This window comes from Kluyvera sp. NPDC087067 (assembly GCF_044745165.1).
Taxonomy (GTDB): domain Bacteria; phylum Pseudomonadota; class Gammaproteobacteria; order Enterobacterales; family Enterobacteriaceae; genus Kluyvera.
On record NZ_JBIUZS010000003.1, the window covers coordinates 424,804 to 447,684 of the forward strand.

Annotated in this window: 20 protein-coding genes; 13 read left to right on the forward strand and 7 right to left on the reverse strand. The window is 54.9% G+C overall.

Translation table 11 applies throughout. The features are described 5' to 3' along the window. Positions 1-17: 17 nt before the first annotated feature. The 11 genes from ACIPDS_RS10765 to ACIPDS_RS10815 all read left to right on the forward strand — a co-directional run bounded on the left by ACIPDS_RS10765 (position 18) and on the right by ACIPDS_RS10815 (position 13,202). On the forward strand, positions 18-1,625 hold the full coding sequence (locus tag ACIPDS_RS10765; RefSeq protein WP_400735303.1) for a methyl-accepting chemotaxis protein: 1,608 nt from the start codon (positions 18-20) through the stop codon (positions 1,623-1,625). 24 nt (positions 1,626-1,649) lie between these two features. Beyond that, complete coding sequence (gene cheR, locus ACIPDS_RS10770) at positions 1,650-2,516, forward strand: protein-glutamate O-methyltransferase CheR (protein WP_400735305.1); 867 nt, start codon at positions 1,650-1,652, stop codon at positions 2,514-2,516. After that, on the forward strand, positions 2,513-3,562 hold the full coding sequence (locus ACIPDS_RS10775; RefSeq protein ID WP_400735307.1) for a chemotaxis response regulator protein-glutamate methylesterase: 1,050 nt from the start codon (positions 2,513-2,515) through the stop codon (positions 3,560-3,562). The genes cheR and ACIPDS_RS10775 overlap by 4 nt, the downstream gene beginning before the upstream one ends. A gap of 17 nt (positions 3,563-3,579) precedes the next feature. Next, positions 3,580-3,969: a chemotaxis response regulator CheY gene (cheY, locus tag ACIPDS_RS10780; protein WP_166513545.1), complete on the forward strand. Its 390-nt coding sequence runs from the start codon at positions 3,580-3,582 to the stop codon at positions 3,967-3,969. A 10-nt stretch (positions 3,970-3,979) separates the two neighbouring features. Next, positions 3,980-4,624 carry a protein phosphatase CheZ gene (cheZ, locus tag ACIPDS_RS10785; protein ID WP_166513546.1) on the forward strand — a complete coding sequence of 215 codons (645 nt, stop codon included), beginning with the start codon at positions 3,980-3,982 and terminating at the stop codon, positions 4,622-4,624. A gap of 161 nt (positions 4,625-4,785) precedes the next feature. Continuing rightward, positions 4,786-5,937 carry a flagellar biosynthesis protein FlhB gene (gene flhB, locus ACIPDS_RS10790; protein WP_400735310.1) on the forward strand — a complete coding sequence of 384 codons (1,152 nt, stop codon included), beginning with the start codon at positions 4,786-4,788 and terminating at the stop codon, positions 5,935-5,937. Continuing rightward, entirely contained in the window at positions 5,930-8,011 is a 2,082-nt protein-coding gene (gene flhA / locus ACIPDS_RS10795) for a flagellar biosynthesis protein FlhA (RefSeq protein ID WP_400735312.1), read from the forward strand. The genes flhB and flhA overlap by 8 nt, the downstream gene beginning before the upstream one ends. After that, positions 8,011-8,403, forward strand: coding sequence for a flagellar protein FlhE (locus tag ACIPDS_RS10800; protein ID WP_400735314.1), 393 nt, complete (start codon positions 8,011-8,013; stop codon positions 8,401-8,403). The genes flhA and ACIPDS_RS10800 overlap by 1 nt, the downstream gene beginning before the upstream one ends. 268 nt (positions 8,404-8,671) lie before the next feature. Next, complete coding sequence (locus ACIPDS_RS10805; protein ID WP_400735316.1) at positions 8,672-10,252, forward strand: MFS transporter; 1,581 nt, start codon at positions 8,672-8,674, stop codon at positions 10,250-10,252. A gap of 10 nt (positions 10,253-10,262) precedes the next feature. After that, the gene (locus ACIPDS_RS10810; RefSeq protein ID WP_166513551.1) at positions 10,263-11,402 is read left to right on the forward strand and encodes a glycoside hydrolase family 105 protein; all 1,140 of its coding nucleotides are present in this window, start codon (positions 10,263-10,265) and stop codon (positions 11,400-11,402) included. A gap of 231 nt (positions 11,403-11,633) precedes the next feature. After that, positions 11,634-13,202, forward strand: coding sequence for an MFS transporter (locus ACIPDS_RS10815; RefSeq protein ID WP_400735319.1), 1,569 nt, complete (start codon positions 11,634-11,636; stop codon positions 13,200-13,202). A 21-nt stretch (positions 13,203-13,223) separates the two neighbouring features. Here ACIPDS_RS10815 and mrdA read toward each other — a convergent pair whose 3' ends face one another. Further along, a complete protein-coding gene (mrdA, locus tag ACIPDS_RS10820) occupies positions 13,224-15,095 on the reverse strand; it encodes a serine-type D-Ala-D-Ala carboxypeptidase MrdA (RefSeq protein WP_400735321.1) in 1,872 nt (623 codons plus the stop codon). A gap of 477 nt (positions 15,096-15,572) precedes the next feature. Next, entirely contained in the window at positions 15,573-17,306 is a 1,734-nt protein-coding gene (gene argS / locus ACIPDS_RS10825; RefSeq protein ID WP_400735323.1) for an arginine--tRNA ligase, read from the reverse strand. A 229-nt stretch (positions 17,307-17,535) separates the two neighbouring features. Between argS and ACIPDS_RS10830 the strand changes: the two genes are divergently transcribed. Both ACIPDS_RS10830 and cutC read left to right on the forward strand, forming a co-directional pair. Next, the gene (locus ACIPDS_RS10830) at positions 17,536-18,102 is read left to right on the forward strand and encodes a VOC family protein (RefSeq protein ID WP_400735325.1); all 567 of its coding nucleotides are present in this window, start codon (positions 17,536-17,538) and stop codon (positions 18,100-18,102) included. Between the two features lie 73 nt (positions 18,103-18,175). Then, positions 18,176-18,916, forward strand: coding sequence for a copper homeostasis protein CutC (gene cutC, locus ACIPDS_RS10835; protein ID WP_400735327.1), 741 nt, complete (start codon positions 18,176-18,178; stop codon positions 18,914-18,916). Between the two features lie 320 nt (positions 18,917-19,236). Here cutC and cmoB read toward each other — a convergent pair whose 3' ends face one another. The 5 genes from cmoB to ACIPDS_RS10860 are packed head-to-tail and all read right to left on the reverse strand — an operon-like array spanning position 19,237 to position 22,813. Further along, positions 19,237-20,205 carry a tRNA 5-methoxyuridine(34)/uridine 5-oxyacetic acid(34) synthase CmoB gene (gene cmoB / locus ACIPDS_RS10840; RefSeq protein WP_166513557.1) on the reverse strand — a complete coding sequence of 323 codons (969 nt, stop codon included), beginning with the start codon at positions 20,203-20,205 and terminating at the stop codon, positions 19,237-19,239. Further along, positions 20,202-20,945, reverse strand: coding sequence for a carboxy-S-adenosyl-L-methionine synthase CmoA (gene cmoA / locus ACIPDS_RS10845; RefSeq protein WP_400735329.1), 744 nt, complete (start codon positions 20,943-20,945; stop codon positions 20,202-20,204). Before cmoA ends, cmoB begins: the two co-directional genes overlap by 4 nt. 39 nt (positions 20,946-20,984) lie before the next feature. Further along, positions 20,985-21,380 carry an MAPEG family protein gene (locus tag ACIPDS_RS10850; RefSeq protein WP_400735331.1) on the reverse strand — a complete coding sequence of 132 codons (396 nt, stop codon included), beginning with the start codon at positions 21,378-21,380 and terminating at the stop codon, positions 20,985-20,987. Positions 21,381-21,431: 51 nt separating this feature from the next. Then, complete coding sequence (locus tag ACIPDS_RS10855; RefSeq protein WP_400735333.1) at positions 21,432-22,250, reverse strand: DUF72 domain-containing protein; 819 nt, start codon at positions 22,248-22,250, stop codon at positions 21,432-21,434. Continuing rightward, the gene (locus tag ACIPDS_RS10860; protein WP_166513609.1) at positions 22,247-22,813 is read right to left on the reverse strand and encodes a hydrolase; all 567 of its coding nucleotides are present in this window, start codon (positions 22,811-22,813) and stop codon (positions 22,247-22,249) included. The genes ACIPDS_RS10855 and ACIPDS_RS10860 overlap by 4 nt, the downstream gene beginning before the upstream one ends. Positions 22,814-22,881 lie beyond the last annotated feature (68 nt).

Here is a 22,881-nt window from a genome sequence, read left to right on the forward strand (position 1 = left end):
TCTTTAGGAGTGTGGTGATGCTTTATCGTCTTCGAATCTCTACCACGTTGTTTCTGATTTTGATCCTCTGCGGCTTTTTGCAGATTGGCAGTAACGGACTCTCTTTTTGGGCTTTCCGCGATGGGCAAAACAATATTTACCAGGTTGACCAGAGCAGCCAGCAGCTTAACGCGTTAACGGAATCCCGCGCCTCCATGCTGCAAGCCAGCATGATGCTGAACAAGGCCGGCACGCTGACGGCGCTGAGCTATCCGCCTGGGGAAGTCCGCGGCATGGTTGATGAGGTGAAACAAGAGCTTTCAAAGGCTGATGCCCTGTTTAAAGGCTTTATGGCACTACCGCTGACGAACGTTCGTGACAAAGAGTTGCAAAATCAGACGGCTAAAACCTTTAGTGCCTGGTTTGACATGCTGTCGCACCAGACGGCCTGGCTTGAGAACAACCAGTTGGCGGAGTTTGTCGCCGCGCCAATCCAGAAATCACAAGACCAGTTCGACAACGATTACCAGAGCTGGCGTAAGAATATCGAAAATTATGTCGCCTCAGCCGAGCAGGAAAGTCAGGGGGACTACGCCCGTTCAACCATGATGTTTATTGCGATGGTAGTCATCTCCGTGGTGATCATGCTCGGGGCGTTATGGTGGGTGCGGCGGATGGTGGTGCAGCCGTTGGCGATTATCAGCAGCCATTTTGACAGCATCGCCAAAGGTAATCTTGCTCGACCTATCGCCGTATACGGCAAGAACGAAATCAGCGCCATCTTTGCCGGTCTGAAGGCGATGCAAAAATCCCTGCGTGAAACCGTGGGACATGTGCGTCTGGGAAGTTCCGCCATGCATACCGGGATTTCAGAAATTGCCGCCGGGAATAACGATCTCTCGGCCCGCACCGAACAGCAGGCGGCCTCGCTTGCGCAAACGGCCGCCAGTATGGAGCAGCTTACGGCAACGGTCAGCCAGAATGCCGATAACGCTCGCCAGGCGTCTGGACTTGCCCACGGAGCCGCCGACACCGCCAAACGCGGCGGTGAACAGGCCAGCCACGTGGCGCAGACAATGCACAATATCGCCACCAGTTCGAAGAAAATCAGCGACATTATCAGCGTTATCGACGGCATTGCTTTCCAGACCAACATTCTGGCGCTGAACGCAGCGGTGGAAGCCGCGCGCGCCGGTGAGCAGGGTCGTGGCTTCGCGGTGGTGGCGGGGGAAGTTCGCAACCTCGCCAGCCGAAGCGCGCAGGCCGCTAAAGAGATCAAGGTGCTGATTGAAGAATCCGTTTCCCGCGTCCAGCAAGGGTCTGCGCTGGTGGAAACCTCCGCCAATACGATGGCCGAAATTGTCCAGTCGGTGACTCAGGTTAACGACATCATGGGCGAGATCGCCTCCGCGTCAGATGAACAGCGCCGGGGGATTGAGCAAGTAGCGTTGGCGGTCAGCCAGATGGATCAGGTGACGCAGCAAAACGCCGCGCTGGTGGAAGAAGGTGCGGCGGCAACGCAGCAGCTGGCAGACCAGGCTGAACGCTTATCCACCCTCGTATCCGTATTTGAACTTGAAGAAGTCGTGAAAGCACAGGTGGAGCCTGAACCTGTTCCCCTGTCCGCGATACCCGCAGTTTCCTGAATTGATGTGATGTAAGAAGGCGCTATGACCGTATCTCTGCCAAATGGGCAATCGCAATTACTGAGCCAACTGACGCAGCGCCTGACGCTCACCGACGCGCAGTTTCGTCGGATCTGTCAACTGATCTACCAGCGCGCCGGAATTGTGCTGGCCGATCACAAACGTGACATGGTTTACAACCGCCTGGTTCGCCGTCTGCGGACGCTGAATCTGGATGACTTTGGGCATTATCTCAGCCTGCTTGAGGCCAACGGCGACAGCGCGGAGTGGCAGGCGTTTATTAACTCGCTGACCACCAATCTGACCGCGTTCTTTCGCGAGGCGCACCACTTTCCGACGCTGGCGGAACATGCTGCGCGCCGTCAGGGCGAATACCGCGTGTGGAGCGCGGCGGCTTCTACCGGCGAGGAACCGTACTCCATTGCCATTACGCTTGCCGATACGTTGGGAACAGCGCCCGGGCGCTGGAAAGTGATTGCCAGCGATATCGACACCGAAGTGTTAGAAAAGGCGCAGAGCGGGATTTATCGACAAGAAGAGCTGAAAACCCTTTCGCAGCAGCAGCTCCAGCGTTATTTCATGCGCGGTACCGGGCCACACAGTGGGCTGGTGCGCGTGCGTTCTGAGCTTGCCAACTACGTTGAGTTTAGCGCGATGAATTTGCTGAGCGCGAAATATGCTATCTCCGGCCCGTTCGATGCCATCTTCTGCCGTAACGTCATGATCTATTTCGATAAGGCGACTCAGCAGGCGATATTAAAGCGCTTCGTGCCGCTGCTAAAACCGGACGGTCTGCTGTTTGCCGGACATTCGGAGAACTTCAGTCATCTCGCTCGCGAGTTCAGCCTGCGCGGCCAAACGGTCTACGCGTTAAGTAAGGGAAGAGCATGAGTAAAATCAGGGTCTTGTCGGTGGATGATTCGGCGCTGATGCGGCAAATCATGACGGAGATTATTAATGATCATGACGATATGGAAATGGTCGCGACCGCGCCCGATCCGCTGGTCGCCCGCGATCTGATTAAAAAATACAACCCGGACGTGCTGACGCTGGACGTGGAAATGCCGCGAATGGACGGTCTGGATTTTCTGGAAAAACTGATGCGCTTGCGGCCGATGCCAGTGGTGATGGTGTCATCGCTGACCGGCAAGGGTTCTGAGGTCACGTTGCGCGCGCTGGAACTGGGGGCGGTAGATTTCGTCACCAAACCGCAGTTGGGCATTCGCGAAGGGATGCTGGCTTACAGCGAAACCATTGCCGAAAAAGTGCGTGCCGCCTCAAGAGCGCGTGTCTCCGCGCATAAAACGCAGCCGGTTCCGGCGACGCTGAAAGCCGGGCCGCTGCTCAGCTCTGAAAAGTTGATCGCGATCGGCGCATCCACCGGCGGCACGGAGGCCATTCGCCATGTGTTGCAGCCGTTGCCGCTCTCCAGTCCCGCGCTGCTGATTACCCAGCATATGCCGCCGGGCTTTACCCGCTCGTTTGCGGAACGTCTCAATAAGCTGTGTCAGATAACGGTGAAAGAGGCCGAAGACGGTGAGCGCGTTCTACCGGGCCATGCCTATATTGCGCCGGGCGACAAGCATATGGAGCTGTCGCGCAGCGGGGCGAACTATCAAATCAAAATTCACGACGGGCCGCCGGTTAATCGCCATCGCCCGTCGGTTGATGTGCTGTTTCATTCGGTCGCGAAGTTTGCGGGGCGTAATGCCGTTGGGGTCATCCTCACCGGCATGGGCAACGACGGAGCGGTCGGGATGCATGCGATGTACCAGGCCGGTGCCTGGACCATTGCGCAGAATGAAGCCAGTTGTGTGGTGTTCGGCATGCCGCGTGAGGCCATCAATACCGGTGGCGTCAGCGAAGTGGTCGATCTTAGCCAGGTAAGCCAGCAGATGCTGGCGAAAATCAGTGCCGGACAGGCAATACGTATTTGAATCAGGAGAATAATTAGATGGCGGATAAAGAGCTTAAGTTTTTGGTCGTGGATGACTTTTCCACCATGCGTCGCATTGTGCGTAACCTGCTTAAAGAGCTGGGGTTTAATAACGTGGAAGAGGCGGAAGATGGCGTCGATGCGTTAAATAAGCTCAATGCTGGCGGGTTTGGTTTTGTTATCTCTGACTGGAACATGCCGAATATGGACGGTCTGGAGCTGCTGAAAACCATTCGCGCCCACGGGACGATGGCAGCAATGCCGGTACTGATGGTCACGGCCGAAGCGAAAAAAGAGAACATCATCGCCGCCGCACAAGCGGGTGCCAGCGGTTATGTGGTGAAGCCATTCACCGCGGCAACTCTGGAAGAAAAGCTGAACAAAATCTTCGAGAAACTGGGCATGTAAGGTGACTATGATGATGCAATCTTTCATTAAGCCCGGCGAAGAACATTCCGCCGCGGACATTATCAGCCGCATTGGCAATCTGACCCGTATGTTGCGCGATAGCCTGCGTGAACTCGGGCTGGATCAGGCCATTGCGGAAGCGGCGGAAGCGATACCCGACGCCCGCGATCGTCTGGATTATGTGGTGCAAATGACCGCGCAGGCGGCGGAGCGCGCGCTTAATAGCGTTGAGGCGTCGCAGCCGCATCAAGACGAAATGGAAAAGGGAGCGAAAGCGCTCTCCACGCGCTGGGATGCGTGGTTTGAAAACCCGATTGAGCTGGCTGACGCGCGCGAGTTGGTGAGCGACACCCGGCAATATCTCGGTGAAGTTCCCGCGCACACCAGTTTCACCAACGCGCAGTTGCTCGACATCATGATGGCGCAGGATTTCCAGGACCTCACGGGCCAGGTGATTAAGCGCATGATGGATGTGATTCAGGAGATTGAACGCCAGCTGCTGATGGTACTGCTGGAAAATATCCCGGAGCAGGGCGCTCGACAAAAACGGGAAAATGAAAGTCTTCTCAACGGCCCGCAGGTGGATACCTCGAAGGCGGGCGTGGTCGCAAGCCAGGATCAGGTTGACGATTTGCTGGACAGTTTAGGCTTTTAACCTCTTCTCCTTTTGCCGGGTGGGCGCGATGCTTACCCGGCTACCTCAGCCGCCGTATTCACCTAACGGTTGAATTCCTCTGTTTTCATTCCGCTATTCTCCGCATTGGTCAAAGCCCGCGCCGGGATAATACCCTTGACCCCATCTGCGAGAGTAATGCCGTGGCAGAAGAAAGCGACGACGACAAAACAGAAGACCCCACACCCCAAAAACTCGAAAAAGCACGAGAGGAAGGGCAGATCCCGCGATCCCGCGAGCTGACGTCATTATTGATGTTGCTGGTGGGCGTTTGCGTGCTGTGGCTCGGCGGTGAGTCGCTGGCGCGTCGGTTAGCCAATCTCTTATCCGGCGGTCTGCGTTTTGACCACAGTATTGTCAGCGACCCGAATCTGATACTCGGGCAAATTATCCTGCTGTTAAAAGAAGCCATGCTGGCGCTATTGCCGCTGATTGTTGGCGTCATGACCGTGGCGCTGGTGGCGCCGGTGATGCTGGGCGGCCTGGTGTTCAGCGGTAAATCCATCGCCTTTAAGCTCGATAAGCTCAACCCTTTGCCCGGTATCAAACGGATGTTCTCCGCGCAGACGGCAGCGGAGTTGGTCAAAGCCATTATGAAAGCGGTGCTGATGGGCAGCGTGGCGGGCTTTTTCATGTGGTTCCACTGGCCGCAAATGATGCGTCTGGTCAGCGAGTCGCCGATGGCGGCGATGGGGAATGCGCTGAATATGGTTGGGCTGTGCGCCTTACTGGTGGCGCTGGGCATCATTCCGATGGTCGGTTTTGACGTGTTCTGGCAAATCCACAGCCATCTCAAAAAACTGCGAATGTCGCGTCAGGATATCCGCGATGAATTTAAACAAAGCGAAGGCGACCCGCACGTGAAAGGGCGTATTCGTCAGATGCAGCGTGCCGCCGCGCGTCAGCGCATGATGGCGGATGTGCCAAAAGCGGATGTCATCGTCAATAACCCTACCCACTATTCCGTGGCTTTGCAGTATGACGAAAACAAAATGAGCGCGCCGAAAGTGGTGGCGAAAGGTGCGGGGCTGGTAGCGATGCGTATTCGTGAAATCGGTGAAGAAAATCGCATTCCGATGCTGGAAGCACCGCCGCTGGCGCGTGCCTTGTATCGCCATGCCGACATCGGTCAGCAGATCCCCGGCGCGCTTTATGCCGCGGTCGCGGAGGTGCTGGCATGGGTATGGCAGCTCAAACGCTGGAAACTGGCAGGCGGCGTGCAGCCGAAAAAACCGGATAACTTACCGGTGCCCGAGGCACTGGATTTTTTGAACGAGAAGGACTCTGATGGCTAATCTTGTCGCAATGCTGCGTCTCCCCGACAACCTGAAATCCACCCAATGGCAGGTGCTTGCCGGGCCGGTGCTGATCCTGCTTATCTTGTCGATGATGGTGCTGCCGCTGCCAGCGTTCGTCCTCGACTTGCTGTTCACCTTCAATATTGCGCTGTCGATTATGGTGCTGCTGGTGGCGATGTTCACCCAGCGTACCCTGGAGTTTGCCGCTTTCCCGACCATCTTGCTGTTCACCACGCTATTACGTCTCGCGCTAAACGTGGCCTCAACCCGTATTATCCTGATGGAGGGCCACACGGGCGGCGCAGCCGCAGGTAAAGTGGTGGAAGCGTTTGGTCACTTCCTGGTTGGCGGTAACTTCGCCATCGGTATCGTGGTGTTTATCATCCTCGTTATCATCAACTTTATGGTTATTACCAAGGGGGCAGGGCGTATTGCCGAAGTTGGCGCGCGTTTTGTCTTAGACGGCATGCCGGGTAAACAGATGGCGATCGACGCCGATCTTAATGCCGGGATTATTGGCGAGGAAGAGGCCAAAAAACGTCGCTCGGAAGTGACGCAGGAAGCCGACTTTTACGGCTCGATGGACGGGGCGAGTAAGTTTGTGCGCGGCGATGCCATCGCTGGCATTTTAATTATGGTGATTAACGTCATCGGCGGTCTGTTGGTCGGTGTCCTGCAACACGGTCTGGAGCTGGGTAAGGCGGCAGAGTCTTATACCCTGTTAACGATTGGCGACGGTCTGGTCGCGCAGATCCCGGCGCTGGTTATCTCCACGGCGGCGGGCGTGATTGTGACCCGCGTGAGTACCGATCAGGATGTCGGCGAACAGATGGTCGGCCAGCTGTTCAGCAACCCGCGCGTGATGTTGCTGAGCGCCGGGGTTCTGGGGTTATTGGGACTGGTGCCGGGGATGCCGAATCTGGTGTTCTTACTGTTTACCGCCGCCTTGCTGGCGCTGGCCTGGTGGATCCGTGGACGTGAAATGAAAGCCCCGGAACCTTCGCTGCCGTCAAAACCGGCGGAGAGCACCACCCAGGCGGTTGAAGCGACGTGGAGCGACGTTCAGCTTGAGGATACGTTAGGAATGGAGGTTGGATACCGGCTGATCCCGATGGTCGATTTCCAGCAGGACGGTGAGCTGCTGGGTCGTATTCGCAGCATTCGTAAGAAATTCGCCCAGGAGATGGGCTTCCTGCCGCCGGTGGTGCACATCCGCGACAATATGGACTTACCGCCCGCGCGCTATCGCATTTTATTAAAAGGGGTTGAGATTGGCAGCGGTGAGGCCTATCCGGGCCGCTGGCTGGCAATTAACCCCGGCACGGCGGCGGGGACGTTACCCGGTGAGATGACCACCGACCCGGCGTTTGGCCTGGACGCCATCTGGATTGAAAATGCGTTGAAAGAGCAGGCGCAAATTCAGGGCTTCACGGTAGTGGAAGCCAGTACCGTGGTGGCGACCCATCTTAACCATCTGATAAGCCAGCACTCGTCCGAACTGTTTGGTCGTCAGGAAGCGCAGCAACTGCTGGATCGCGTGACTCAGGAGATGCCGAAGCTCACCGAAGATCTGGTGCCGGGCGTGGTGACGCTGACCACGCTGCATAAAGTTCTGCAAAATCTGCTCGACGAAAAAGTACCAATCCGCGATATGCGCACCATTCTTGAAACGCTGGCTGAACATGCGCCGATTCAAACGGATCCGAGCGAGCTGACCTCGGTGGTGCGTGTGGCGCTGGGGCGGGCGATTACCCAACGCTGGTTCCCGGGCAATGATGAAGTACAGGTCATCGGTCTTGATACGCCGCTTGAACGTTTGCTGTTGCAGGCATTGCAGGGCGGTGGCGGCCTGGAGCCGGGACTGGCCGATCGTCTGCTGGCCCAGACGCAGGAAGCGTTATCGCGTCAGGAGATGCTTGGCGCACCACCGGTGCTGTTGGTGAACCATGCGCTGCGCCCACTGTTGTCACGTTTCCTGCGTCGTAGCCTGCCGCAGCTGGTGGTGCTATCGAATCTGGAGCTCTCCGACAACCGTAATATTCGCATGACCGCGACCATCGGAGGGAAATAATGCGTAAAGGTCTGTGGCTACTGTTCTTGCCTTTGATGGCGCAAGCGGCGGGCGAGGGGGCCTGGCAGGCCAGTCGGATGGGCATCACCTTGAACCATCGCGGAGAGGCGGCGTCTTCACAGCCGCTGGCCTCCTCGCAGCCGGTGCAAGGTTCGACGACCCGCGTGTCGTGGAATATTCAGCTTAACGGCCCCATCCCTGCGGGTTTACGTACCCGCCTGTGCTCGCTCTCCCGCTGTACTGAACTTGATGGGCTAAGCGGCACCACTCAGGCCTTCGCGCAGGTTTCCGCCGCGGAGCCATTCCGCTTTATTTGGGAAATTCCTGGAGGCGGAAGATTAATCCCTGCACTTAAGGTGCAAAGCATTCAAATCATCGTTAATTACCGCTAGCTGAAGCACATTTCACCAGTCGCCACCTCATTCTGGTGGCGGCCTCGCATTTTTGACCCTCTCTTTTGAAAGTAAAGAAACGTTGTTTTATAAATCAGTGACGCTTGTGCCACGACTCTTTGCGTTTTTGCCAATCACGCGCTCGTACTGGCAGAAATAGGAAGGTATCCCTTTACGCATACTTCTACTGTAGCCGTGTCAGTGCTCCTTTTGGCTTAGCCTTTACGGCTGGAGGAGTTCCATAATAAAAGACACAGGATTGACGGCAATGACTAGAACGCGAAAAATTGGACTGGCGAATTACTTCGCCTACGGCTCGGGAGACTTCCTTGGTGCAGGAACAACCGCGCTGACCGCAGCATGGCTTCTCTATTTCTATACCACCTTTTGTGGTTTGTCCCCTATCGAAGCGACGTTTATCTTCGCAACCGCCAGGGTTCTGGATGCGGTGGTCAGCCCGCTGATGGGATTCCTGACCGATAACTTCGGTTCAACCTGGTTTGGCAAACGCTTTGGTCGTCGTAAGTTCTTTATTCTGCTTGGGATTCCTTGCGTGTTCAGCTATTCCTTTATGTGGATAGGGGACATGAGCTTCTGGTATTACCTCGTCACCTATCTGATCTTTGATGTGGTTTACACCATGATCCTGGTGCCGTACGAGACGCTGGTACCGGAGATGACCGATGACTTCAAACAGAAAACCAAATTCTCTGGCGCGCGTATTGGCATGGCGCAGATGTCCGCCATTCTGGCCTCCTTCCTGCCGGGGATCCTGTTAAGCCACTTCGGTAAAGACAACGCTATCTCGTTCTTCTACGCAAGCCTGGTGTTCTCCGTACTGTGCGCCATCATGTTGACCTTCGTGTGGTTCTTCACCTGGGAACGTCCACGCGACGAGTGGAGCGCGGCGGCGTTAAAGGCGGAAGCCGAGAAGAAACACCTGACCTTTGGTCAAAGCATGAGCCGTCTGTTCACCGAACTGAGCTCAACGCTGCGTATTAAAATTTTCCGTCAGCACCTTGGCATGTATCTCGGCGGCTATATCGCCCAGGACGTGTTCAACGCCGTCTTCACCTACTACGTGGTGTTTGTGCTGATGCAGGAAGCCTCTATGGCCTCCAACCTCCTTGGTACGATGGCTATTTTCCAGTTCATCGCCGTTATCGCCATGATCCCGCTGTGTATCCGCTTCGGGCCAGCACCGTCTTATCGCATGGTCGTCGTACTGTTCGGCCTGGGCTCCTTCTCCTACGCCGCGCTGTATTACGCCGGGATGAGCGACATCTACGCGCTGCTGCTGTTGATTTCTGCTATCGCCGGTCTTGGACGTGGCGGCATTAACTATGTGCCATGGAACACCTATACCTACATTGCGGACGTCGATGAAGTGATTACCGGTCAGCGTCGTGAAGGCATCTTCGCCGGCATTATGACCCTGACCCGTAAAGCCTCTCAGGCGGGCGCGGTGATGCTGGTGGGGATCATCATGCAGATGTCCGGTTTCGTTTCCGGGCAGAAAGTCCAGCCGCCGGAAGTGAGCCATACCATTTTGATGGTGCTCAGCATGGGTACCATTGCGGTGCTGTGCTTCGGTTTCCTGGTCTCTCTGCGCTTTAAGCTGAACCTGAAAACACACAGCATCCTGCGTGAAGAGACCGCCAAAATGCGCGAGTCCGGTCATGCGATGCCAGAAACGGTGACGCCGCAGGCACGCGCCACGGTCGAAATGCTGGCGGGGATGCCGTATGAATCCCTGTGGGGCAACAACAATATTGGTTATCTGAATCGTAATAAACCTGCTGCACCTTCTTTGAAGCAGGCTGCAACATTGAATTCGACTTACAACTGAGGTTAAAGATATGAAAGTTTGGCCCGTCAAACATAGCCCACTACTGCGTCAACCGGAGCATTTTATCTCCCGGGAAGAGCTGAAATCATTGATTCAGACCGTGACCAACAATCTGGTGAATATCAAGGATGAGACAGGCCAATTTCTGCTGCGTCTCGACGACGGCCGCGTAATTGATACCAAAGGCTGGGCTGGCTGGGAATGGACGCACGGCGTTGGGCTGTACGGTATTCATCAGTATTATCAGCAGACCGGCGATGTGGCGATGCGCGATATCATCGACAACTGGTTTGCTGACCGCTTTGCCGAAGGTGCCACCACCAAAAACGTCAATACCATGGCGCCGTTCCTGACGCTGGCCTATCGCTATGAAGAGACCGGTAACCCAGCTTACCTGCCGTGGCTGGACTCCTGGGCAGAATGGGCGATGAACGAAATGCCGCGCACCAATCACGGCGGCATGCAGCACATCACGCTGGCGGAAGAGAATCATCAGCAGATGTGGGATGACACGCTGATGATGACCGTGCTGCCGCTGGCTAAAATCGGCAAGCTGCTAAACCGCCCGGAGTACGTTGAAGAAGCGGTATATCAGTTCCTGCTGCATGTGCAGAATCTGATGGATAGAGAGACCGGACTGTGGTTCCACGGCTGGAATTATGACGGCAACCATAACTTTGCGAACGCCCGCTGGGCGCGCGGCAACAGCTGGCTGACCATCGTCATTCCAGATTTCCTCGAACTGGTCGACCTGCCAGAAAACAATGCGGTACGTCGTTATCTGGTGCAGGTATTGAATGCGCAAATCGCGGCGTTGGCAAAATGCCAGGATGAGAGCGGCCTGTGGCATACGCTGCTTGACGATCCGAACTCTTATCTGGAAGCGTCGGCGACCGCCGGTTTTGCTTACGGTATTCTGAAAGCCGTACGTAAACGTTATGTCGGGCCGGAGTATGCCGACGTGGCGGAGAAAGCCATTAAAGGCATCGTTAAACACGTTTCCCCGGAAGGGGAACTGCTGCAAACCTCCTTTGGCACCGGTATGGGATCGAACCTTGATTTCTATCGCGAAATTCCGCTGACCTCAATGCCTTATGGTCAGGCCATGGCGATTCTTTGTCTGACTGAGTATTTGCGTAAGTTCTTCTAAAACTGCCTCAATAAAAAACCCGGCGACGTGAGGAGCCGGGTTTTTTATTGCTTATCACATCAAGAAATTTTGATTTTTTTTACTTTTGGTTATAAAAAATTTTTAACTGGATCGCATAACCGCGTCTTATTAATAGCCGCAGTAACAATAGTGATTTGGTTCACATTCTGTACGCAGCCATAAGAATATAAAAACAGTGTTTCAAAATTATAAAACATGAGGTTTATTTTTATGGCAAGAAATGCGGCTTCAGTCCCTAACGGGCTGCAGGGAAGACCTGTCAATCTGCGCCATCAACTGGCATACGGAGGGGGAAACCTCCTGGGAAGCGGCGCGCTGGCCATCAGCGGCGCATGGCTGCTTTACTTCTATACCACATTTTGCGGACTCACTCTGATTGAAGCCGCCTTTATTTTCTCCGTTGCCAGCGTCATTGACGCTATCAGTAACCCGCTGATGGGCTACCTCACCGATAACTTTGGTAAAACCCGTCTCGGCAAACGTTTTGGCCGTCGCCGTTTCTTCCTGCTTATCGGCATTCCGCTGATGATGTTCTACCCCATGCTGTGGGTCGAAGGATTAAGTTTCTGGTATTACCTGTGCACCTATGTGCTGTTTGAAATTATCTATACCTCGGTGATGGTGCCATATGAAACGCTGGCGACGGAGATGACCGATGACTTTGCGCTGCGTTCGAAACTGACCGGCTATAAGGCGATTTTCGGCAAGCTTGCCAACTTCCTTGCCGCCTTCATCCCCGGGCAGTTTATCTTGCTGTACGGTAAAGAGTCGGCCACGCCATTCTTCCTGACCGGGTTGACCTATGGCGCAATCCTTATCTGTGCGATTGCCTGCCTGTGGTACAACAGCTGGGAGCGTCCACGGGAAGAAGAGCCTGAAGTCCAGGCGAAAAAGGGATTGCTGAACACGCTGCTGTCGCTGGCGAAAGATATGCGCTCAACCTTCTATCTGCGCGTCTTCCGTAAGCATCTTGGCATGTATCTGTGTGGTTTTGGCGCCGAATGGCTGTTCGCGTCCATCTTCACCTACTTCGTGATTTTTGTTTTACAACACGACCCGGCGATGGTGGCGGGATTAAACAGCCTGAACTCGATTTTGCAGCTGGTCTCTACGGCGCTGTTCATCGGATTATGCGTGAAAAAAGGTTTCAGTAAACCGTACATCATGGCGTTAAGCGTGGTGATTTTTGCGGTGCTGCTTTATACCTCGCTGTGGTTCTTCCATTTGCCAGCGCATCTGGCGACGATTCTGATGTTTGGTATTACGGTGCTGTTCGGACTTGGCACGGGCGGCGTTTATTACATTCCCTGGACGGTCTACACCTTCCTCGCCGATGTCGATGAAATCTATACCGGCCGCCGTCGCGAAGGGATCTATGCGGGTGCTATGACCTTCTCCGGGAAAATCCTGCGTTCGATTATTGTCTTTGTGATGGGCGCGGTGTTGAGCTATTACGGCTTCCAGTCAAAAGCACATGTGCAGCCTGAAAGCGCGGTTAACGCGATTGCCATGGTGTTCTGTGCCGGTGTGGCGCTGCTGGCGCTGGCAGCGATCGTCTTTAGTAAACAAATGAAGCTCGACCGTGAAACGCACCAGATTGTGTTGCAGGAAGTCGCGCGCATCAAAGCTGGTGGCAAGCTGGAAGATATCACCCCGCAAGTACGAGCGGTGGTGGAGGACCTGGTCGGTCACCGTTATGAAGAGTGCTGGGGCAACAGCCCACTGTTTAAAAACGAAGACACCCCGATTGTTGTCGAGGCGGTCTCCGCCGGGCGCTAACCGCCCGACGGTTCATCTACCTCACCCCTGGGAGGGCAGCTGCGGCTGGCCTTCCTCGGGGGCGAACAGGTGGTCAAGGATCTTACGCATCACTGGCGCGGCGACCACGCCATCGCTGCCGCCGTTTTCAAGCACCAATGCCACCGCGACCTTCGGATTTTTATACGGCGCAAAGGCGGTATAAAAAATATGGTCGCGCAGACGGGTTGGGATCATCCTGGCGTTATAGGTCTGATTCTCTTTCAGGCTGAATACCTGTGAAGTCCCGCTTTTTGCCGCAATGCCATAAGCGGCAGTGTGGAAAAACTTATAGCCGGTTCCGTTAGAAGCGTTAGCCATTCCAAACATCGCCTGACGCACCAGACCCCAGTAGGGTGAGGCAGCGTCAGCAATTTGCGTCTCATGTTCTGGTTCGCGATACGGGGTAATGGTGTTGCCCGACTCTTCATCCTTTAACAGGTGAGGGGGAATCACCCGCCCATTGTTCAACAGTGCAACCATGGCTTTGACCATCTGAATCGGCGTGGCAATCCAGTAACCCTGACCGATCCCCACGGAAATAGTGTCGCCCTGATACCAGCCTTTCTTATGCACCCGCTGCTTCCAGTCACGGCTGGGCAGCAGGCCGTTGTACTCTTCATCAAGATCGATGCCGGTTGGTTTACCGTAACCAAACTGGCTCAGCATGTCGTGAATACGGTCAATCCCCATCATAAAGGCCACCTGATAGAAGAAGGTATCGGCGGATTCTTCAATCGCCTTGGTGACGTTTAACATGCCGTGCCCGGTTTTTTTCCAGTCACGATAGTGGCGTTGAGTACCGGGCAACGTCCAGGTCGGCGCGCCAAAGAAGCTGGTCTGCGGCGTGATAACACCGTCCAGCAAGGCTGACATCGCCATATAGGGTTTTACCGTGGAGGCCGGAGGATACAGGCCCTGGGTCACGCGGTTAATCAGCGGCAGGTCTTTATCCTGCAACAAGGTGTTGTAGTCCTGATAGCTGATGCCTTTCACAAAGGGATTGGGGTCATAACTGGGGTTTGAGACCATTGCCAGCACCGAACCGTCGTGAGGATCTTCAACCAGCACTGCCGCGCGCTGGCCTACAAGCTGGCTTTCGATGTACTCCTGAAGATGCAGATCCAGCGTCAGATGGATATCCTTCCCGGCGACCGGTGGGACATCTTTAAGTAGGCGAACAATGCGTCCATGATTGTCGACTTCCACTTCCTGATAGCCGGTTTTACCGTGCAGCTCGTTTTCGTAATAGCGCTCAATCCCCTGTTTGCCAATATTATGGTCGGCGGCATAGTTCTCCGATAAGCCTTTTTTATCCAGCGCTTTGAGATCGCTATCGTTGATTTTGGAGACATAGCCGAGTACGTGTGCCAGTTCCGCGCCGTAGGAGTATTCACGATCTTCGTAGCTATCGATAGTCACGCCGTTAAAGTGGAACTGATCCACCGAAAAACGCGCGATTTCGACGTCGGTCAGAGCATTTTTCAGCACCACCGGGCGGTAGCGGCTGCTGGATTTGAGCGCTTTGCGGAACTGATCGATGTCGTCGGGGGTGAGATCAACAATAGGCGTAAGCTGGCGTAGCAGCGCATCCATATCGCTGATTTTATAAGGGGTAACCGTAATATCGTACCAGGTGACATTTTTAACCAGCGGGATGCCGTTGCGATCGTAGATGATACCGCGCGTCGGGGCGACGGGCAGCATTTTGATATCGTTGGCGTCTGAGCGCGTGGTGTAGTAGCTATGTTCATCAATCTGCAAACGGTAGAGGTTGAAAATCAGTATGCTAAAGCAGATGACAACCAGGCCGAAGGCGACCAGCACGCGGCGAACGAAGAGCTTTCTCTCCGCTTCATAATCTCTAAAAGTCATTAAGGCACCCAGTATTTAAGCCGCCTAATCATACGGAGCGGGCACGGGCATGACAGACAAAAAATGTACCATCCCTCGGGGAAATGTGTCATTCCTTGTGGTTTGTAACAAATTGCGGCAGGTTTGCCCCGGGGTCGGCGTTGCACGCCTCGCCCGAGCTACAATTTGGAGTTGCGTGTGGGCTACCGCTGTAGCCCGGCCAAGCGAAGCGCCGCCGGGAACGGCTCAGGCGAAAAAAAGCCCGCGACCCAGCGCGGGCTCTAAAATCCTGAAAAACGATTACATCCGTTCTACGTTTTCAATACCCAACGTATCCAGACCCAGTTTCAGCCCCGGGGTCGGCGTTGCACGCCTCGCCCGGGCTACAATTCGTTGTCGTCTAACATGGTAGCCCGGCCAAGCGAAGCGCCGCCGGGAACGGCTCAGACGAAAAAAAAGCCCGCGACACAGCGCGGGCTCTAACATCCTGAAAAACGATTACATCCGTTCTACGGTTTCAATACCCAACGTATCCAGACCCAGTTTCAGCGTTTTCGCCGTCAGCAGCGCCAGTTTCAGACGGCTGTTACGCACGCTTTCACTCTCGGCTGACAGAATAGGGCAATGTTCGTAGAAGCCAGAGAACAGACCCGCCAGATCGTAGAGATACGAACACATCACGTGCGGCGTACCGTCGCGGGCCACCACGTTCAGGGTCTCTTCAAACTGCAACAGACGCGCGGCCAGCTGAGCTTCACGATCTTCGGTAATCGTAACGGCAGCATTGATGATGGCGCTTTCTTCCAGCTCCGCTTTACGGAACACGGACAGCACGCGGGTATAGGCATACTGCATATAAGGCGCGGTGTTGCCCTCAAACGCGAGCATATTGTCCCAGTCAAACACGTAATCGGTGGTACGGTTTTTTGACAGGTCGGCGTATTTCACCGCACCGATACCCACGACGTTGGCCAGTTTTTCCAGCTCGTCGGCAGGCATGTCTGGGTTCTTCTCGGCGACCAGGCGACGCGCGCGCTCCAGCGCTTCATCCAGCAGGTCAGCCAGTTTCACGGTACCACCCGCGCGGGTTTTGAACGGCTTACCGTCTTTACCCAGCATCATGCCGAACATGTGGTGTTCCAGCGGCACGGAGTCTGGCACGTAGCCGGCTTTGCGCACGATGGTCCAGGCCTGCATCAGGTGCTGGTGCTGACGGGAGTCTATGTAGTACAGCACGCGGTCGGCATGCAGCGTTTCATAACGATATTTCGCACAGGCGATATCGGTGGTGGTGTACAGGTAGCCGCCATCCTTTTTCTGGATGATGACGCCCATAGGCTCACCTTCTTTATTCTTGTATTCGTCAAGGAAGACGACGGTTGCGCCTTCACTCTCAACGGCAAGACCTTTGGCTTTCAGGTCAGCGACGATCCCCGGCAGCATTGGGTTGTACAGGCTTTCACCCATCACATCGTCACGGGTCAGCGTCACGTTCAGACGGTCATAGGTCAGCTGGTTTTGCGTCATGGTGATGTCGACCAGCTGACGCCACATTTTGCGGAAGTATTCGTCACCGCCTTGCAGTTTCACCACATAGCTACGGGCGCGCTCGGCAAAGATTTCGTCTTCATCGTAATGCTTTTTCGCATCACGATAGAAACCTTCGAGGTCTGCCAGCGCCATTTCACCGGCGTTCTCCTGCTGCTGTTTCTCAAGCCAGGCAATCAGCATACCGAACTGGGTTCCCCAGTCACCGACGTGGTTGGCGCGGATAACCTTATGGCCCATCAACTCCAGGGTGCGTACCGCTGCATCACCGATGATGGTGGAACGCAGGTGGCCGACGTGCATTTCTTTGGCCACGTTTGGCGCAGAGTAATCGACCACCACAGTTTGCGGCGTAGGCTGTGCGATGCCCAGACGATCGCTTGCAAGCGCCTGAGAAATGTGTTCTGCCAGAAACGCGGGGTCAAGGAAGATGTTGATAAAACCAGGGCCGGCGATTTCGACTTTGCTGGCAATGCCATTGAGGTCGAGATGAGTCAGAACCTGCTCTGCCAGTTGTCGCGGCGCCATGCCCAGTTTCTTAGCAACAGCCATCATGCCATTGGCCTGATAGTCGCCGAACTGAACTTTTGCTGATTGACGGACCTGCGGTTCGCAATCGGCAGGGGCACCTGCCGCAATCATGGCCTGACTGACTTTTTCTGAGAGAAGAGCCTGAATATTCACCGGAATACCTTACGTTTTAGACGCCGTCACCTGTAGGGGCGGCGTCGGGTGTGGATAAATTAAGGCGGGAGTATACTGCATTTGCCGGATGCCGTCAGCATCAGGCCCGCGTGAAGCCGGGCGAAAAACGCCGCCTGAGCAGGGATTAATCGCCTGACCGCGCTATTGTTGGTTCATCGCCTCTAACTCAGGTAGATTAGCCTCTTTATGTCATAAGAGTAGGGCTAACATGGCAAACTGGCAGACAATTGAAGAACTGCAGGATATTACCGCAGATCTCCCGCGCTTTACCGACGCATTAACGGCATTTTCACACCGTCTGGGGCTGGATATTGCTCCGCTAAATGCCGACCATATTTCCCTGCGCTGCCACCAGAACACCACCGCCGAACGCTGGCGGCGCGGGCTTGAACAGTGTGGAGTGCTACTGTCCGAAAACATTATCAACGGTCGTCCGATCTGTTTGTTCAAACTTCAGGAGCCGGTGCAGGTGGCACATTGGCAGTTTACGGTGGTTGAACTGCCGTGGCCGGGTGAAAAACGTTACCCGCACGAGGGATGGGAACATATTGAAATCGTCCTGCCGGGCGAGCCGGAAACGCTCAACGCGCGCGCCCTCGCGTTGTTGTCTGATGACGGTTTGAGTCTGCCGGGTATTTCGGTAAAAACCAGTTCACCAAAGGGTGAACGCGAGCGGCTGCCGAATCCCACAATGGCGGTGACCGACGGTAAAATTACGCTGAAATTCCATCCGTGGACAATTGAAGAAATCATTGCCAGCGAGCAGGTAGTGTAACAATGTGAAGTCACGCGGAGTCTGGATTCAGGAACGGTGGCATGATTTGTCGCGGGATTAAACGGAGAGAAATATGGCATTGCTTGAAGTCTGCTGTTATAGCACGGAATGCGCGGTAATCGCGCAGCAAAACGGGGCTGACCGCATTGAACTGTGCGCAGCACCGCTGGAGGGAGGGCTAACGCCATCGTACGGTGTGCTCAGAGCAACGCGTCAGCGGGTATCCATTCCCGTTCATCCGATTATCCGCCCGCGCGGCGGTGATTTTTGTTACACCGACGGTGAATTTGCCGCCATGCTGGAAGATGTTCGCCAGGTTCGTTCGCTGGGCTATCCCGGTCTGGTTATTGGGGTGTTAGATCCCGAAGGGCAGGTAGATATGTCGCGGATGCGGCAGGTAATGGTCGCCGCCGGGCCGCTGGCTGTCACTTTTCACCGCGCCTTTGATATGTGCACCGATCCGCTGCAAGCATTTGAACAGCTTGCAGAATTAGGTGTGGCAAGGGTGCTGACATCCGGTCAACAACCGACGGCAGAAAAAGGTATTTTATTAATTCGGGAACTTATTGAACGAGGCAATACTCCAATCATCATGGCGGGTGCAGGGGTCAGAGCGAGCAATGTCTCTTTGTTCCTTAATGCTGACGTCAAAGAAGTCCACAGTTCAGCCGGGCAATGGGTGCCCTCGGAAATGCGTTATCGCAACCCCGGACTTTCAATGTCAACGGATCCTGACGCTGATGAGTATTCGCGTTATGCGGTTGACGGTGCGGCGGTAGCCGCCATGAAAGAAATCATTGAGTCCCATGTGTAGCTAAAAGTTTTTACCGCGTGTCATATTCGCCCAATATGATGCTTGCTTGTACCAGGCCCCTGCCCATTAAACAGGGGCCTTTTTTTGTCCGTCATATTTCAACCTGCCATTGGCTCCTGAGGAGCCCCGGCGTCGCTTTGCTCGGCCGGGCTACATTTGGGCACATTTGTAGATACTGTGGGCATTGACAACATGTAGGCCTGATAAGCTACGCGCCATCAGGCATAACCGCGCACATTGCCGGATGGCGGCTATGCCTTATCCGGCCTACATCAATCGGTAGCCCGGCCGAGCGCAGCGACGCCGGGAAGGCACAGCCGTTACGGTTTACGCGCTACAAGCACCGCGCGCAGCGGGGCAGGATAGCCTTCAATAGTTTTGCTCGGATCGTTCGGGTCGAGGAAATCAGCCAGCGACTCGGTAATCATCCACTCGGTACGGCGCTGTTCTTCGGTCGAGGTGACGTTCATATCCACGATGCGCACGTCGACAAAGCCGCACTTCTCAAGCCAGTTTTTCAACGCTAGCGCGGACGGAATAAAGTAGACATTCCGCATTTGCGCGTAGCGGTCGCCAGGCACCAGCACCGTGTTCTCATCGCCTTCCACGACCAGCGTTTCCAGCACCAGTTCGCCGTCATTGACTAACTGATCCTTCAACTGCCAGAGATGCTCAAGCGGCGAGCGGCGGTGGTAGAGCACGCCCATCGAAAAGACGGTATCAAACGCCTTGAGCGCGGGCAGTTGCTCAATACCTAACGGCAGCAGGTGCGCGCGCTGATCGTTACCTAGCAGCTTACGAACCGCTTCAAACTGGCACAAAAACAGCTGGGTAGGGTCGATACCCACCGCCAGATGTGCTCCTGCGCCAATCATCCGCCACATGTGATAGCCGCTACCGCAGCCCACGTCGAGAATGGTACGTCCGGTTAAATCGGAAAGGTGTGGCAGAACGCGTTCCCATTTCCAGTCGGAACGCCACTCGGTATCGATGTTCACGCCGTACAGTGAGAACGGCCCTTTGCGCCACGGCATCAGATGGCGCATCAATGTATCAATACGCTTAATCTGGCCTTCGCTCAGCGGCGTTTCGCTTTCGGCGGTGACGCTGTGCAACAGGTCTAGCTTCCACGGCTGAATCTCCGGTAGAAACTCTACCGCGTTTGACCACTGCTTAAACAGACCATGCTGATCGCGCTGCCAGGTGGCGATTTGCGCCGGGAGCGTTTCCAGCCAGTGGGAAAGGGGGCCTTTGGCGATTTGCTGATAAAAATTACCGAACTCGATCATGCGCCAGTCCCTTCCTTGAGCGCCACCAGGGAACCAAAGTTAAAACACTGGAACCACAGTTCGCTGTGTTCAAAACCCGCTTTGTGCAGACGGGCTTTATGCACCTCAACCGAATCGGTCAGCATCACGTTTTCCAGCATGCTACGCTTTTGGCTGATTTCCAGCTCGCTATAGCCGTTAGCACGCTTGAAATCGTGGTGCATGTTGAACAGCAACTCCCCGACGGTAGCATCTTCAAAGCTGAATTTTTCTGACAGCACCAACGCGCCGCCTGGATTCAGGCCCTGGTAGATTTTATTGAGCAATGCCTGACGTTCTGCGGGCTCAAGGAACTGCACCGTAAAGTTCAGCACCACCATCGAGGCATTTTTGATCTCAATGTCACGAATATCCCCTTCAATCACATCAACCGGCGTCGGTGCCTTATAAGCATCAATATGACGGCGGCAGCGTTCGATCATCGCAGGAGAGTTATCTACGGCGATAATACGGCAATCATTGTGGGCAATATTACGACGAATAGAGAGCGTGGCCGCGCCAAGCGAGCAGCCCAGGTCATAAACCTGTGTTCCCGGCTGAACAAAACGTTCAGCCAGCATGCCAATCATGGAGATAATGTTGGAGTAGCCCGGCACGGATCGCTGGATCATATCCGGGAAGACTTCGGCTACCCGTTCGTCGAAAGTCCAGTCGCCGAGGCGGGCAATCGGTGCAGAAAAAAGCGTGTCGCGGTCAGACATAAGGTGAAATCCGGAAAAATAAAAACGGCGTATTGTGCGCTAACGCAGCGAGAAAACCAACTCCCACGGCACATACCACAGATTGGCTAGCACCATTAGCAACAATGAAATGTATGTTGCACTCATGCCAGAACGCCGCCAGCGGAACAGACGATGATGAAAACCGTAGTAGTGCATCAAGCGTCCCGCAATCAGTAGCAGCCCGCAGAGGTGAACCATCCAGGTTTCGGCACCGTTCATTTCCATAAACAGCAGCAAAATGACGCCAATAGGAATGTATTCCACCGCATTACCATGAATACGGATGGCGCTTTGCAATTCACTGAACCCTCCGTCGCCGTAGGCAACGCGGTACGACATTCGCAAACGAACGACATCGAAGGAAAACTTTATCAGCAACAATGCCGCAAGCACGGCATACAACGCGCTAACCATACAAACTCCCTTTATGTTGGCAGATGGCACCCATCATCATAGGTATGAATGTCAGAAAAGAGAAGATTGTTGTGGAATTGAAGGGGCCGAACCCAACTCAGGCAGCGCAGTTTGTAGCGCCTGCCACAGGGAATGCACCAGTTCCGGTGCGTGGGCAATGTCCGGGGTATGTAAAAATAAGAAGGGCGTAGTGGTTTTTTGCCATTCCGGCAGTTTTTCAAGCCACGGGGCGAACATCGCCTGATTTTGCGCCATGTTATCGCTGCCGATAAAGCGCACCATCGGTTGTCCGGCTGTGACAATCGCATGGACCGGCACTTTCGGTTTTTTACGCTGCGCCTCAATGACCGCCTCGTTGTGCGCAATAGCAGCATGAACCGGGCGGCTATCTAATATCACCCGGTTGACGCCGCGCTCATGCAGCCCGCGATTAAGCGCCCGCTCATCCTCTCCTTTAGCGAAAAAGAGCGGATGACGCACTTCAACGCCGTAATGAAACGCCTTCGGTAAGCCATCAAGAAATGACCATAGCGCCGGAAGATCGGCAGGGCTAAAGGCGGCGGGGAGCTGTAGCCAGTACTGACCAATGCGCGCGTCAAGCGGCGACATCCGTTGGAAAAATTCAAGCGTAAGCGCCTCGCACTGGCGCAGCGCCGCCTGATGTGAAATGGTGGACGGAAATTTAAAACAAAAGCGGAAGTTATCGTCGGTTTGCGCCAGCCAGCGGGAGACAATTTCTGCTTTTGGCAGCGCGTACAACGTCGTATTGCCCTCCACGCAGTTAAAGTGGCGGGCATAGTCTTCAAGGCCAGCGATCCCCAATCGCGCCCATTTGGGGTGCGACCATTGGGGAAGACCAAGATAAATCATAATGCGGCGAGGATCTCTTCGCTGCTGCGAACGCGGGCGATGCGTGGGAAAATATGCGTCATGCTGCCCTGATGTTGTTCGGTTGAAGCGGCGCTACAGGCGTCTTCGGCAATAATCAGGTTGAAGCCCAGCTCCCAGGCATTACGCGCGGTAGATTCCACGCCAATATTGGTTGAAATACCGCACAGGATTATCGTCTCGATACCGCGGCGGCGCAGCTGCATTTCAAGGGAGGTGCCGTAAAAAGCCCCCCACTGGCGTTTGGTGACTTCAATATCGCAATCTTGTTTCCCCAACGCGGCGGGATAGGTCCACCAGTTATCCGGCAGCGCTTTCGCAGGAGCCTGCATATCAACCGGCTGCTTCAACGCTTCGGCAAAATCCGCCGACCAGCCAACGCGCACCATTACCACCGGTACGGATGCCGCGCGGCATTTATCCGCCAGGCGTGCAGCGCGTGCTACTACATCGGTGGCAGAATGGGGGCCACCGGCAAACGGCAGAATACCTTCTTGCAGGTCAATCACCACCAGGGCGGTTTTGTTTGCGTCAAAAGTGAGCATGGTTTTTCCTCTCTAAACGGGCAGTTGGAGCATACCTTACAATCGTCGCCAGGTGATTGAATGGATAA